This is a genomic window from Pantoea ananatis LMG 2665 (assembly GCF_000710035.2).
GTDB lineage: Bacteria > Pseudomonadota > Gammaproteobacteria > Enterobacterales > Enterobacteriaceae > Pantoea > Pantoea ananatis.
The window spans coordinates 72,279-86,120 of record NZ_JMJJ01000006.1; the positions used below are offsets into that span (position 1 = coordinate 72,279).

Genomic DNA, 13,842 nt, shown 5'->3' on the forward strand with positions numbered 1-13,842 from the left:
GGTTCAGCAGATGCACAGGGACGTTCATGCCGGACAGCAGGCGACTATTATGACCAAATACAGCCTGCGGGCGCGAATGATGATTTTAATTTTGGCTCCAACGTTGATGGTTGGGTTACTGCTCAGCTCATTTTTTGTCGTGCATCGTTATAATGAGCTGCAGCGCCAGGTCATCGATGCCGGGGCCAATATCATCGAACCGCTGGCGGTTTCTACCGAATACAGCATGACATGGCACAATCGTGACGCGCTGCGTGAACTGGTCAGTTTACTGCATCGCCGCCATTCCGGGATCGTGCGCGCCATCTCCGTTTTCGACGATAATAATCAGCTTTATGTCACCTCTAATAATCACCAAAACCTGAGTCTGGAAAGCAAGCAGGCTATTCGCGCGCTGCCTGAGGATGTGTCCGTTGAAGGCAGTGGCAACCTGCTGATCTTACGCAAGCCGATTATCTCTGAACGTTACGCCGTGGATGAGCTGCCGGGTCAGGATGCCAAACCCGCAGGTAACCCGTTGGGCTATGTGGCGATAGAGCTGGATCTGCAATCCGTGCGCTTACAGCAATATCGGGAAGTTTTTATTGCTACCCTGATGCTGCTGTTCTGCCTGTGTATTGCCATGCTGTTTGCCTATCGCCTGATGCGGGACGTCACCGGCCCTATTCGTAATATGGTTAGCACCGTTGACCGAATTCGTCGTGGACAACTGGACAGCCGGGTTGAAGGCCATATGCTGGGTGAATTGAGTATCCTGAAAAACGGTATCAACGCGATGGCGATGTCGCTCACCGCCTATCACGAAGAGATGCAGCACAATATCGATCAGGCCACATGGGACCTGCGGGAAACGCTGGAGCAGTTGGAGATTCAGAACGTCGAGCTGGATCTGGCCAAAAAGCGCGCGCAGGAAGCCGCCCGTATCAAATCCGAATTTCTGGCAAATATGTCGCATGAGTTGCGTACGCCGCTTAATGGCGTGCTGGGCTTTACCCGTCAGATGTTGAAAACGCCGCTGCGCACCACGCAGCGCGACTACATGCTGACCATTGAGCGCTCGGCCAACAATCTCCTGTCCATCATTAATGACGTGCTTGATTTTTCCAGACTGGAAGCCGGCAAGCTGATGCTGGAGTCCATTCCCTTTCCGTTGCGCGCCACCCTGGATGAAACCCTGGTTTTGCTGGCCCCATCCGCCCATGAGAAGGGGCTGGAGTTGACCGTGGTCTGCGATAACAGCGTGCCGGACAACGTGATTGGCGATGCGCTCCGCCTGCAGCAGATCCTGATCAACCTGATGGGCAACGCGATTAAATTTACCGAAAAAGGGACCATCAATTTACGGGTAGAACAGCACACGATTACGGCGACGCATGTTGAACTGGAGATTCAGGTTCGCGACACAGGCATTGGCATTTCTGAAGAGCAGCAGGCCCAGCTGTTTCAGGCCTTTCGCCAGGCGGATGCCAGCATTTCCCGCCGCCACGGAGGATCGGGGCTGGGCCTGGTCATTACCCAAAAACTGGTAAGGGAAATGAACGGGGAGATCACCTTCGTCAGCCGTCAGAACCACGGCTCCACCTTTTGGGTGCGCGTTAAACTGGACCTCAATCCCAATGCACCGAGTATGCCTCGAGTGCTGGATGCACTGTCGAACACGCGCATGGCCTATGTGGAGGCGAACCCCGACGTCGCCAGCGCGGTGGTAGAGATTTTAGGTGCCACGCCGTTGCAGGTTGAGCACAGTTTAACCCTGGAGGGTCTGAGCCAGTCGCGCTATCCCATTGTGTTAATGGCCATGCCGGTCAACGCCAGCCAGCCGCAGGTGCTTGAGGACAGGCTGATCCATACGCTTTTGGAGCGCGCCGACCAGGTCATTATGGCGCTGCCGAGTCCGATGATGTTACTGGCCGATGAGCTGAAAGTGCGTGGCATTGATGGCTGCATCGCAAAACCCGTCTCGCAGACGCGCCTGTTGCCGATGCTGCTGGAGCTGCATGCCCGTCACAGCAGCGAACTATCGGCCTCACCGCGTCTGCCGCTGACCGTGATGGCCGTGGACGACAATCCCGCTAACCTCAAGCTGATTGGGGCGCTGCTGGAAGAGCAGGTTCAACACATCGTACTGTGCAATAATGCGGAGCAGGCCATCCGTGTGGCCCACAGGCAAGTGCTGGACGTGATCTTAATGGATATACAAATGCCCGATATTGATGGCATTCGGGCCAGCGAGATCATCCGCACGCTGCCCAACCACGCAACCACCCCGATAGTCGCCGTCACCGCCCACGCTATTGACGGTGAACGCGAACATCTTATCCGGGCCGGCATGAACGACTACCTGGCGAAGCCTATTGATGAAAACAAGCTCGCTCAGGTCCTGGCCCGCTATATGCCCAGCCCGAGCACCACGGCGCCCGAGATCCCCCCAATATTACCCACGCTGGACTGGAAGCTGGCATTACGCCAGGCAGCGAATAAGCCGGATCTGGCGCGGGATTTACTCCGAATGCTGTTGGCATTCCTGCCGGAAGTGCACGGTAAAATGGCGCAGTTTATCGCCGACAACGACGCGACCTCCCTGCGTGAGATCATTCATAAACTTCACGGCAGCGCCAGCTACAGCGGCGTCCCGCGGATGAAACAACTGTGCCGTAAGCTTGAGAAAGAGCTTCATCAGGCAAGCGATATCGAAGCGCTGGAGCCGGAACTGCTGGAGCTTCAGGATGAAATGGAGAACGTCGCCAGACAGGCACGGCGCATCCTCTCCATGCCTTAGCCGGGCATACTGCGAAAGAACAAACGGCCCTGTCAGGTGAAGGGCCGTAAATACGCTTAGTGGAACCCGGCGATTTTCATTGTGGCAGCCACATTGCGCGCGGTGAGACGGACATTGTTTTCTGCCCCTTTTAGCGCCTCATCCAGCGAGCAAATACGGTAAAGCACGCTAAATACGGCATCCAGGCCATGCTGATGCACCACACCGACATCGTCAGTCAGGCTACCGGCAATGCCTATCACGGGAATATTAAAACGCTTAGCGACCTTTGCCACACCAATCGGCACCTTGCCCTTGATGCTCTGGCTGTCGATTCGTCCCTCGCCGGTAATGACCAGATCGGCATCTTTTACCTGCTCCTCCAGGCCCAGCGCTTCCGTCACAATCTCAATCCCACGGCGTAATTCCGCCTGACAAAACGCGTGCAGCGCAGCCCCCATGCCACCGGCAGCGCCGCCACCGCTGATCTGCAGCACATCAATACCCAAATCGCGCTGAATAAGCGCAGCGTAATGTGTCAGGGCTCGATCCAGTTGCTCAACCCGTTCTGGCGTCGCGCCTTTCTGGGGGCCAAACACCGCAGAGGCACCGTGATCGCCCGTCAGCGTATTGGTTACATCGCAGGCCACTTCAACGCGGCACTGCCGAATGCGCGGGTCCAGTCCGGTAACGTCAATGCTTGCCAGGTCAGGCAATGCGCCACCTCCCCGACCAATTTGCTCGCCCTGTTTATCCAGCAAGCGAGCGCCCAGCGCCTGCATCATGCCAGCACCACCGTCATTGGTGGCGCTGCCACCGATACCGATAATGATGTGTCGGACGCCTTTATCCAGCGCGTTTTTAATTAGCTCCCCAGTCCCAAACGAGGTGGTGATCAGGGGATCCCGCTGCGCTGCCGGTACCAGCTCCAGGCCGCTGGCCGCCGCCATCTCGATATAGGCGGTATCTTCATTACCCGACAGGCCGTAAAACGCCTCGACAGGTTCACCCAGCGGACCGGTGACCTTTAACCTGACCCACTTTCCCTGGGTCGCAGCCACCATGGCTTCCACCGTGCCTTCACCACCATCAGCAACCGGTATTTTCACATAATGGGCATCGGGAAAAACCTCACGGAACCCCGCTTCGATTGCCGATGCCACTTCCAGGGCCGAAAGACTTTCTTTATATGAATCCGGTGCGATTACGATTTTCATAGGCAATCCAGGCGGTATTAATTAACGATCAGAGCGTGAAATCGGCCCGGCCTCCACAGAAGCCGGGCAAGGCATTAGCGAGAGATCTCAACCTTTGCTAATTTCTCATAATAGCAGGCCAGCGCGCTGTGGTCGGCACTCCCCTGTCCGTCATTACGCAACGCCTGCATCATTTCCATCACGGCCGCCGTCAGCGGCAGGTGCGCACCAAGGCTGTGCGAGGTATCCAGCGCGTTAGCCAGATCCTTGATATGTAAATCAATGCGGAAACCCGGCTTAAAGTTGCGGTCCATCACCATGGGCGCTTTGGCATCCAGCACGGTGCTGCCCGCCAGACCGCCACGAATCGCCTGATACACCAGTTCCGGACTGACGCCCGCTTTGGTCGCCAGCGACAAGGCTTCAGACATGGCGGCAATATTTAGCGCTACAATGACCTGATTTGCCAGCTTCGTCACGTTACCTGCGCCGATATCGCCGGTATGAACCACCGATCCCGCCATGGCTTTCATGATGTCGTAGCACTGGTCAAACACGGCTTTATCGCCGCCCACCATCACGGATAACGTCCCCTCAATCGCTTTGGGCTCGCCGCCGCTCACCGGCGCATCCAGCATGTGAATCTGCTTTGCTGCCAGCGCATCGTGGACTTCACGGCTCGCCAGCGGCGCAATGGAGCTCATATCGATCACAATCAGGCCCGGTTTCGCGCCATCGATAATGCCGTTTTCGCCCAGGCAAACCTCTTTCACCTGTGGGGAATTTGGCACCATGGTGATCACCACATCGCACTGTTGCGCCAGTTCTTTGGCATTCGCCGCTGTGGTCGCCCCCAGCTGCACCAGCTCGGCTTCGCTTTCTGCATTATGATCGCGTACCACCAGTGAATAACCGGCTTTCAGCAGGTTTTTACTCATTGGTTTGCCCATGATGCCCAGGCCAATAAAGCCAATTTTCATGTCGTTTCTCCTGGATGATTACTTTTTAAATTTGTCGCACAACGCCTGCGTGGCACTGCGGAAAACACCGAGATCGCTGCCAACGGCAACAAAGGTTGCGCCCCATTCGAGATAGCGACGGGCATCGGCTTCCACCGGTGCCAGAATGCCGCTGGGCTTGTTGGCCGCTTTTGCCCGCTCAAAGATGTGTTTGATGACCGTTAACACCTCCGGATGGGCCGGCTGCCCGAGATAGCCGAGTGCGGCAGAGAGATCGCCCGGCCCGACAAAAATGCCGTCCACGCCGTCAACGGCGGCGATGGCGTCAATGTTGTCGACAGCCTGCTGGGTTTCTATTTGGACCAGCACCGAAATGTTGTCGTTGATGGTGGCGTTATAATTCGGCACCGTGCCGTACATGTTGCTGCGATGGGAAACCGACACGCCGCGAATTCCGGCAGGCGGATAGCGCGTGGAGGCAACTGCACGTCTGGCTTCGTCTTCGTTCTCGACGAAGGGAACAAGGATGTTATTAAAACCAATATCCAGCAGGCGCTTAATGATGACCGGTTCATTACAGGGTGGACGCACCACCGGCGCGCTGCGGCTGCCCTTCAGCGCCATTAGCTGGGGAACAAACGTGGTGATATCGTTCGGTGCGTGCTCGCCATCCAGAACTAACCAGTCAAATCCGGCCAGCCCTAACACCTCGGTCGAAACAGGACTTGCCAGGGCGCACCAACTGCCGATCAGGGTTTCACCTGCCAGCAGGCGGCGACGGAATTCATTTGGCCAGGCTGTATTACTCATGATTTGACTCCTGTGGAACGGGCTTCCTGAAGGAAGCCCAAAAAAGTTAACGCACCAGGCACGGACGCTTGTTATCAAACGTCCACTGTGGGATCAGGAACTGCATGGCCTGAGCATCATCACGTGCGCCAAGGCCATGCTTTTGATACAGCGCGTTAGCCTGCATGACCTGGTCCATATCCAGTTCAATGCCCAGGCCCGGTGCCTGCGGCACTGCGACCATGCCGCCTTCAATCTGGAAAGGCGTTTTCGTCAGTCGTTGATTGCCTTCCTGCCAGATCCAGTGGGTATCAATAGCGGTGATCTTGCCCGGTGCGGCAGCGGCAACATGGGTGAACATCGCCAGTGAAATATCGAAATGGTTGTTGGAGTGCGAACCCCACGTCAGGCCAAACGCGTGGCACATTTGCGCCACGCGCACGGAACCCTGCATCGTCCAGAAGTGCGGATCGGCCAGTGGGATATCCACCGACTGTAATGACAACGTGTGGCCCATTTGACGCCAGTCAGTGGCGATCATATTCGTCGCCGTCGGCAGACCGGTAGCGCGCCGGAACTCGGCCATCACTTCACGCCCCGAATAGCCCTGCTCTGCGCCACAGGGATCTTCTGCATAGGCGAGGACGTTTTTAAGCTGCTTACCTAGCGTAATGGCTTCGTCAAGCGACCAGGCACCGTTGGGATCGATAGTGACGCGCGCCTGGGGGAAGCGCTTCGCGAGTGCAGTAATCGCTTCTGCCTCATCACTGCCGCTCAGCACGCCGCCTTTAAGTTTAAAATCGTTGAACCCGTATTTTTCATAGGCCGCTTCGGCCAGCCGCACCACGGCATCCGGCGTGAGCGCTTCCTGATGGCGCAGGCGATACCAGTCGCAGGTATCGTTGTCCTGATGCTGGTAGGCCAGCGAGGTCTTGTTGCGATCGCCAACGTAGAACAGATAACCCAGCATTTCGACTTTGTCGCGCTGCTGTCCGTCGCCCAATAGCGAGGCGACATTGACGCCCAGATGCTGCCCCAGCAGATCCAGCAGTGAGGCTTCGATGCCGGTGACCACGTGAATGGTGGTGCGAAGATCAAAGGTCTGATTACCTCGCCCAGCGGCATCGCGATCGGCAAAGGTGGCGCGAACCTGGCTCAGGATGTTTTTATATTCGCCAATCGTTTTGCCCACCACCAGCGCGGCAGCCTCTTCCAGGGTTTGACGAATCTTTTCGCCACCGGGAATTTCACCTACGCCAGTATGGCCTGCGTTGTCTTCAATGATCACGATATTGCGGGTGAAAAAAGGCGAATGTGCGCCGCTCAGGTTCAGTAACATGCTGTCATAGCCGGCAACCGGGATGACCTGCATGGCGGTAATTTTTGGTGTGGTATTCATCTGTTATCCCTTAAGCAGAGGCCCGGCCAAAGGCCGGCCGTTTACGGTCAAATGTCCAGCCTGGTAGCAAGTACTGCATGGCTGTGGCGTCATTACGTCCGCCCGCCGGCAGTGATTTGTAGTGTTCGTTTGCCAGGCGGAGTCGTTCCCAATCCAGTTCAATACCCAGGCCAGGCGCATCTGGCACCGTGATTTTGCCCTGACGGATCTGCAGCGGCTCTTTTGTCAGGCGTTGATCGCCCTCCTGCCAGATCCAGTGCGTATCTATGGCGGTGGGATTACCGGGCGCGGCGGCACCGACGTGGGTGAACATCGCGAGAGAAATATCAAAGTGGTTATTCGAGTGGCAGCCCCACGTTAAGCCCCATTCATCGCACAGTTGCGCGACACGAACGGCGCCGCTCATCGTCCAGAAGTGCGGATCGGCCAGTGGGATATCGACAGCATTGAGCATCAGCGCATGGTTCATTTCACGCCAGTTGGTGGCGATCATGTTGGTGGCGACCGGTAATCCGGTCGCACGACGAAACTCGGCCATCACCTCGCGCCCTGAATAACCCTGCTCGGCGCCACAGGGATCTTCTGCATAGGTCAGGACATCCTGCATGCCCTTACAGAATCCGATCGCCTCGTCCAGCCACCACGCGCCGTTAGGATCGACGGTGATGCGCGCCTCGGGGAAGCGCTTTTTCAGCGCCTGCGCGGTGGCGATCTCCTGTTCGCCCGGCAGCACTCCGCCCTTGAGTTTGAAATCTTTGAAACCGTATTTATCCTGCGCCGCCTCGGCCAGCCGGACAACCGACTCGCTATTCAGCGCTTCCTGATGGCGCAGGTGATACCAGTCATGCTGCGCCTTCTCACCCGTCAGATAAGGCAAATCGGTTTTACGGCGATCGCCTAAGTAGAACAGGTAGCCTAAAACCGTCACCTCATCGCGCTGCTTACCCGGTCCAAGCAGTTCGGCGACCGGCACGCCCAGGCATTGTCCCAGAAGGTCCAGCAGTGCGGCTTCCAGTGCCGCGACCGCGTTGACGCGCAGCTCAAAGGTCCAGGCCCCTTTGCCAAAAGTCTCGAAATCGGCGGACTGATTCCCCTGATGAATCTTCTGCACCAGCCGGTTCATACGGGCGACCTGCTGACCGATCACCTGCGGCGCGGCCTCGACTAAGGTCTGATAGAGGGTTTCGCCCCCCGGTGCTTCACCCAGCCCGGTGTGTCCTGCACTGTCGGTCAGGATCACGATATTGCGCGTGAAGCGGGCATTGTGTGCCCCGCCAATGTTGAGCAGCATACTGTCGTAGCCAGCCACAGGGACCACCTGCATAGTCGTAATAACGGGCGTCGATTGCGTATTCATGCAGGCTCCTTAGCGTGTTTTCAGATCAATGCGCTTGATGTTATCCACCAGCACCAGGTAGCTGAGTACGGCAACGAACGCGTGGATACCGACATAAACCAGCGCGCCGTTATAAGAACCGGTAGAGGCAATGATGTAGCCGATCGCGATGGGGGTAATAATGCCGGATGCATTACCGAACATATTGAACAGACCGCCGCTCAGGCCGCTAATCTCTTTCGGTGCGGTGTCCGCCATGACTGCCCATCCCAGCGCGCCAATCCCTTTACCAAAGAAGGCGGTTGCCATGAACAGCACCACGACCCAGTCCGTCTCGACATAGTTACAGACCACCATGGACGTCGAGAGCAACATGCCGAGCACAATCGGTGTTTTACGGGCGATATTGAGTGAGCCGGTTTTGCGCATCAGCCAGTCAGAGATCACCCCGCCGAGCACGCCACCGATAAAGCCGCACAGCGCAGGCACCGAGGCGACAAAGCCCGCTTTAAGGATCGACATGCCCCTTGCCTGCACCAGATAAACCGGAAACCAGGTGATAAAGAAGTAGGTCAGAGCGTTGATGCAGTACTGGCCAATGTAGACACCGATCATCATGCGCGACTGCAGCAGTTGCTTGATCTGGAACCACTTATCACTGAAGCTGACTTTTTGCTTCTCGCTTTTCTGATCCATATTGATCAGCGCGCCGCCCTCCGCCATGTAGTCCAGCTCCGCTTTGTTCACGCCGGGATGATCGCAGGGATCGTAAATCACTTTGAGCCAGATAAAGCTCAAAATAATGCCCAGCCCTCCCATAAACCAGAACACGTGCGCCCAGCCCACCGCGGAGGTCAACCAGCCCATGATGGGCGCGAAAATTACCGTCGCGAAGTATTGTGCGGAGTTGAAAATCGCCACGGCAGTGCCGCGCTCCTGAGCCGGAAACCAGGCTGCCACAATACGGCTGTTACCCGGGAATGAAGGGGCTTCCGCCAGCCCGACCATAAAGCGCAGCATAAACAGCGCCATGACGATGGTGTAGCCGCTGAACACGTCCACGAACCCCTGCAGCAGGGTAAACAACGACCAAAGAAAGATACTCCAGAAATAGACGCGCTTAGAACCAAAGCGATCCAACAGCCAGCCACCGGGGATTTGCCCAATGACATAGGCCCATGAAAAAGCAGAGAAGATAAACCCCATCCCCACGGGATCGAGGCCAATTTCTTTTGCCATGGCCGAACCCGCGATAGACAACGTGGCGCGGTCACCGTAGTTGAATGAGGTCACAATAAATAGCATGACCACTATCCAGTAACGCGCGTTCGTCCGTTTTTGTACCGCCTCCGTTGTCTGGTGATAACTACTCATGATGCACTCCTGAAATATAGCGAAAGCTACATTCGCTCTGACTGCATACACATCGCGTTGGGTATCAGAGAGATGTAGGTTAAACACGGCGATTTTTTTTAATGGCAAACCGATAATGCGTCGTGACGAATAACCTGATCGGGAAAACGGAAATCAGTATAGGAAGCGGGTTTGGGTGAGGCATTGGAACATCACCCTGGAATAAGGTGAATGAACGATGATTTTTTGGGCTAATGCATAAACTGCTGCGGGACGTTTCACGTTATTTGTAAAAAGTCACAATAAGCACGCCCAAACAGGCGTTGATAAGCGGCTTTGTGAGAATCTTCACTTGATTTAGTAAAAAGATAATAAAACCGCGTCATCTCTCAGCCGAATATAGGTCAATTGCACAATGTGCAGGCGGTAACACCTTCTTATACTGACGGTGGCAAATACCGAACCTGTGACACCTGACGTCTCATAATGAATGCGCCGTACCAGCAAGGCGCTACGCACTGGAAGGTGAGCGATGAACCCCATTTCAAAAGAGCAGCCGCTTTACATTAAAGTTCACGAAAACGATAACGTTGCGATTGTGGTAAACAGCCAGGGGCTGACTGCGGGCACCACGTTTAAAGATGGATTAACACTAACCGAACATGTACCGCAGGGGCATAAGGTGGCGTTGGTTGCCATTCCTCAGGGTCAGCCTGTGTTGCGCTATGGTGAAATTATTGGCCTTGCCGTTCGTGATATTGCCCAAGGCAGTTGGATCGATGAGTCACTCATTGCGCTTCCGGACGCACCGGATTTGCAGAGTTTGCCCCTGGCGAATAACGTGCCGCCTGACTTACCGCCGCTTGAAGGTTATACCTTCGAGGGCTATCGCAACGCTGACGGCAGCGTGGGCACCCGTAACCTGTTGGGCATTACCACCAGCGTTCACTGCGTGGCGGGCGTGGTGGATTATGTGGTGCAAATGATAGAGCGTGATTTGCTGCCCCGTTATCCCAATGTGGACGGCGTGGTTGCGCTAAATCATCTCTACGGCTGCGGCGTGGCAATCAACGCGCCTGCGGCGGTTATTCCTATCCGTTCCGTCCACAACCTGGCCCTTAACGCGAATTTTGGCGGGGAGATCATGGTAGTCAGTCTGGGTTGTGAAAAATTACAACCTGAGCGCTTGTTGACCGGTACGCCCGACGTGCAGCCCATCTCGCTGGATGAGGAGGATATTGTGCGTTTGCAGGATGAGAAGCTGGTGGGCTTTGGCGCCATGGTGGATGAGATCCTCCAGGTCGCAGAGCGCCATCTGAAACGGCTTAACCAGCGCCAGCGTGAAACCTGCCCTGCCTCGGAACTGGTCGTGGGCATGCAGTGCGGCGGCAGTGATGCTTTTTCTGGCGTGACGGCGAATCCCGCGGTGGGCTTTGCTTCCGACCTGCTGGTGCGCAGCGGCGCGACCGTTATGTTCTCTGAGGTCACCGAGGTGCGCGATGCCATTCACTTACTGACACCGCGCGTGATCAATCAGGAAGTGGGTCAGCGGCTGATTGAAGAGATGGCATGGTATGACCGCTACCTTGATCAAGGCAAAACCGATCGCAGCGCCAATCCCTCACCGGGCAACAAGAAAGGTGGGCTGGCAAACGTGGTGGAAAAAGCCCTGGGTTCCATTGCCAAATCAGGCCGAAGCCCGATTGTGGAGGTTCTGTCGCCCGGACAGCGTCCGACACGACGTGGACTGATTTTTGCCGCGACGCCCGCCAGCGATTTTGTGTGCGGCACGCAGCAGCTCGCCTCAGGTATCACCCTGCAGGTCTTTACCACCGGCAGAGGAACCCCGTATGGCCTGGCGGCAATCCCGGTGATAAAAATGGCTACCCGTAACGCGCTGGCCGAGCGCTGGCATGACCTGATGGACATCAATGCTGGCACGATTGCAACAGGCGAGGAAACCATTGAGCAGGTTGGCTGGCGGTTGTTTGAATTGATACTGGACATTGCCAGTGGCAGAAAGCAAACCTGGTCAGATCGCTGGGGAATTCGTAATCAGCTGGCCGTATTTAATCCCGCGCCGATAACCTGAGAAACGGGGGCGCGCAGGGCAATGACGGAACGCGCTGTACGCAGAATCCTGTTATCGTAACACCGCTGCCGCCGGTGTAATCCGGACGGCAGCGGAACAGCATAGCAGCCTTGATCTTATCAGAGCTGCTTGCCCCACTGCTCAACCCACGGCGTGGTGACGGATTCAGGTTCTGGATGTTCCGTGGCATCAACCAGCAGAACCTCACCTACCCGTTTAGCCTGGTGCTCCTGTAACAGGGCATCAAAGCGCTTACCCGCACCGCAGAAATTCTCGTAGCTGCTGTCGCCCAAGGCAATAACGCCGTAGCGCAGCCCTGGCTGGTGGCCCAGTTTGTCCTGCACGTCATGGAACAGGCCAGAAATAGTATCCGGGAAATCGCCCTGACCGGTGGTTGATGTAATCACTAAGGCGACATCATTCGCATAGTTTTGCCATTCGGCTAACGTAGGATCTTCAAAAATCTTCACGTCATGGCCTTGCTGCTGCAATGCCGGTTCTGCTTCTTCTGCAACCAGTAATGCATTGCCATAAACGGTGCCTACAAAAATACCAATTTTCGCCATTTCTTTTCCCCTTTATTCCGTCCCGCTATCCTGACCTGAGCCAGCCATAAACTCAACCCGTGGCACATCCGGCATACAGGCCTGCCAGCCAAACTGATCCATCACCCGTTGCCAGACAAGATCAAGTCCGGCGCGAATAACCAAGGGTTCTCCCGTCACCGGGTGGCTGAGCGACAAGCTACTGGCATGCAACATTAAACGATTTGCGCCAAAGTGTGCAGCCGCCCCCCGATTCTGACGCAAATCGCCATGGGCCGAATCGCCGATAATGGGATGGCGAAGATGAGACATATGCCGACGCAGCTGATGCTTGCGTCCGGTTTTGGGTTTGAGCTCAATCAGGCTGTAACGCGCAGTGGGATAACGACTCACTGCGACCGGCATTTCTACGGTTGCCAGTGAGGCGTAATCGGTCACCGCAGGCTGAGGCGCGCGGGGGTCGCTGACAAATTTGTCGGCAATTTTATCCAGTTCTTCGACAAGCGGATAATCCAGCCGATCGCGGCCTTCCAGCCAGCCGCGCACCACGGCATGATAGGTCTTCTCCATCTGATGATGCTCAAACTGCTGGGAAAGCAGGCGGCCCACCTCACTGGACAGGCCCATTAGCAGAACGCCCGATGTGGGGCGATCAAGCCGGTGCGCCGTGAAAACATGCTGGCCTATCTGGTCGCGTACCGTCTGCATGACAAACTGCGTTTCATGGCGATCAAGCCAGCTACGGTGGACCAGCCAACCGGCGGGTTTGTTCACCGCCACCAGCCACGCATCCTGATAAATGATCTCTAACATCAGGCAGACTCATCCTCCAGAAGGGCATCCAGCTGCTTTAACGTCAACACCAGCAGGGCACGACCGGGCTGCCCGGGCGTTAACGCCACTTCAAAATAGGGGGCGATCGCGACGTTCTTCGGCAACGGCTGCCCGGCACCAATGATGGCCTGAACGCGCGGTATCAGCACCCACTGTAACCATTCCAGCGGCTGAAGCGTATCAAGGAAGAAAGGTTGCTGGCTGGTGAACGCGTGATCGTCTGGCGCAACAGACTGCCAGAGATCGTGCTCGCGCATTATCGCTTCGACCTGTTCGAGTCGTTGCAAAATTAAGTGTTCCAGCGTCATGCTTCACCTCTGACCGGATAAAAATGGGCGGCAAGCATAACCCGCAGGCATAAAAAAAGGGAGCACTGTATTAAACAGTGCTCCCGGTTCGTTTGCAGCTTTCCCGCTACGTTAGTGCTCCCTGCTCATCCGTGACAACTTTTCCCGTGCGAATTCCATTCGCGCATCATCCTGACAAATCCTTAGCATCCAGGCCCGCCACCTCTTCTGAGGGGCTCTCATTCTCCGTCCTGGAGGTGTCCTTTAACTCAATCCAGAGTGTCCTGCTTCATC

11 protein-coding genes are annotated in these 13,842 nt (G+C 56.1%); 2 read left to right on the forward strand and 9 right to left on the reverse strand.

The features are described from left to right. Positions 1-49 precede the first annotated feature (49 nt). The gene (gene barA / locus EL29_RS13855) at positions 50-2,779 is read left to right on the forward strand and encodes a two-component sensor histidine kinase BarA (RefSeq protein WP_026020900.1); all 2,730 of its coding nucleotides are present in this window, start codon (positions 50-52) and stop codon (positions 2,777-2,779) included. Positions 2,780-2,835: 56 nt separating this feature from the next. On the opposite strand, the gene EL29_RS13860 is transcribed toward barA, so the two are convergent. From EL29_RS13860 to EL29_RS13885, 6 genes are all read right to left on the reverse strand, one after another. Then, entirely contained in the window at positions 2,836-3,975 is a 1,140-nt protein-coding gene (locus EL29_RS13860) for a glycerate kinase (protein ID WP_028715730.1), read from the reverse strand. 74 nt (positions 3,976-4,049) lie between these two features. Beyond that, positions 4,050-4,934, reverse strand: coding sequence for a 2-hydroxy-3-oxopropionate reductase (gene garR, locus EL29_RS13865; protein WP_028715731.1), 885 nt, complete (start codon positions 4,932-4,934; stop codon positions 4,050-4,052). 18 nt (positions 4,935-4,952) lie between these two features. Beyond that, the gene (gene garL, locus EL29_RS13870; protein ID WP_019104734.1) at positions 4,953-5,723 is read right to left on the reverse strand and encodes a 2-dehydro-3-deoxyglucarate aldolase; all 771 of its coding nucleotides are present in this window, start codon (positions 5,721-5,723) and stop codon (positions 4,953-4,955) included. 46 nt (positions 5,724-5,769) lie between these two features. After that, positions 5,770-7,101 carry a glucarate dehydratase gene (gene gudD, locus EL29_RS13875; protein ID WP_024471447.1) on the reverse strand — a complete coding sequence of 444 codons (1,332 nt, stop codon included), beginning with the start codon at positions 7,099-7,101 and terminating at the stop codon, positions 5,770-5,772. 10 nt (positions 7,102-7,111) lie between these two features. Beyond that, on the reverse strand, positions 7,112-8,458 hold the full coding sequence (locus EL29_RS13880) for an enolase C-terminal domain-like protein (RefSeq protein WP_013026956.1): 1,347 nt from the start codon (positions 8,456-8,458) through the stop codon (positions 7,112-7,114). Between the two features lie 9 nt (positions 8,459-8,467). Then, positions 8,468-9,811 carry an MFS transporter gene (locus tag EL29_RS13885; RefSeq protein ID WP_028715732.1) on the reverse strand — a complete coding sequence of 448 codons (1,344 nt, stop codon included), beginning with the start codon at positions 9,809-9,811 and terminating at the stop codon, positions 8,468-8,470. A gap of 511 nt (positions 9,812-10,322) precedes the next feature. On the opposite strand from EL29_RS13885, the gene garD reads away from it, so the two are divergent. Beyond that, positions 10,323-11,882 (forward strand): galactarate dehydratase, encoded by a 1,560-nt coding sequence (garD, locus tag EL29_RS13890; RefSeq protein ID WP_028715733.1) that lies wholly within the window; start codon positions 10,323-10,325, stop codon positions 11,880-11,882. Positions 11,883-12,001: 119 nt separating this feature from the next. On the opposite strand, the gene EL29_RS13895 is transcribed toward garD, so the two are convergent. The 3 genes from EL29_RS13895 to EL29_RS13905 are packed head-to-tail and all read right to left on the reverse strand — an operon-like array spanning position 12,002 to position 13,569. Continuing rightward, the gene (locus tag EL29_RS13895) at positions 12,002-12,448 is read right to left on the reverse strand and encodes a flavodoxin (RefSeq protein ID WP_015699618.1); all 447 of its coding nucleotides are present in this window, start codon (positions 12,446-12,448) and stop codon (positions 12,002-12,004) included. Between the two features lie 12 nt (positions 12,449-12,460). Beyond that, positions 12,461-13,240 (reverse strand): tRNA pseudouridine(65) synthase TruC, encoded by a 780-nt coding sequence (gene truC, locus EL29_RS13900; RefSeq protein ID WP_014594461.1) that lies wholly within the window; start codon positions 13,238-13,240, stop codon positions 12,461-12,463. After that, positions 13,240-13,569 (reverse strand): YqcC family protein, encoded by a 330-nt coding sequence (locus EL29_RS13905; protein WP_013026961.1) that lies wholly within the window; start codon positions 13,567-13,569, stop codon positions 13,240-13,242. The genes truC and EL29_RS13905 overlap by 1 nt, the downstream gene beginning before the upstream one ends. Between the last annotated feature and the right edge of the window lie 273 nt (positions 13,570-13,842).

What these genes read in the sequence shown, in the direction of transcription:
- garR (WP_028715731.1), bottom strand. Translation starts at nt 4,934, where the DNA reads ATGAAAATTGGCTTTATTGGCCTGGGCATCATGGGCAAACCAATGAGT.
- EL29_RS13880 (WP_013026956.1), bottom strand. Translation starts at nt 8,458, where the DNA reads ATGAATACGCAATCGACGCCCGTTATTACGACTATGCAGGTGGTCCCT.
- garL (WP_019104734.1), bottom strand. Translation starts at nt 5,723, where the DNA reads ATGAGTAATACAGCCTGGCCAAATGAATTCCGTCGCCGCCTGCTGGCA.
- EL29_RS13905 (WP_013026961.1), bottom strand. Translation starts at nt 13,569, where the DNA reads ATGACGCTGGAACACTTAATTTTGCAACGACTCGAACAGGTCGAAGCG.
- barA (WP_026020900.1), top strand. Translation starts at nt 50, where the DNA reads ATGACCAAATACAGCCTGCGGGCGCGAATGATGATTTTAATTTTGGCT.
- EL29_RS13885 (WP_028715732.1), bottom strand. Translation starts at nt 9,811, where the DNA reads ATGAGTAGTTATCACCAGACAACGGAGGCGGTACAAAAACGGACGAAC.
- garD (WP_028715733.1), top strand. Translation starts at nt 10,323, where the DNA reads ATGAACCCCATTTCAAAAGAGCAGCCGCTTTACATTAAAGTTCACGAA.
- EL29_RS13860 (WP_028715730.1), bottom strand. Translation starts at nt 3,975, where the DNA reads ATGAAAATCGTAATCGCACCGGATTCATATAAAGAAAGTCTTTCGGCC.
- gudD (WP_024471447.1), bottom strand. Translation starts at nt 7,101, where the DNA reads ATGAATACCACACCAAAAATTACCGCCATGCAGGTCATCCCGGTTGCC.
- EL29_RS13895 (WP_015699618.1), bottom strand. Translation starts at nt 12,448, where the DNA reads ATGGCGAAAATTGGTATTTTTGTAGGCACCGTTTATGGCAATGCATTA.
- truC (WP_014594461.1), bottom strand. Translation starts at nt 13,240, where the DNA reads ATGTTAGAGATCATTTATCAGGATGCGTGGCTGGTGGCGGTGAACAAA.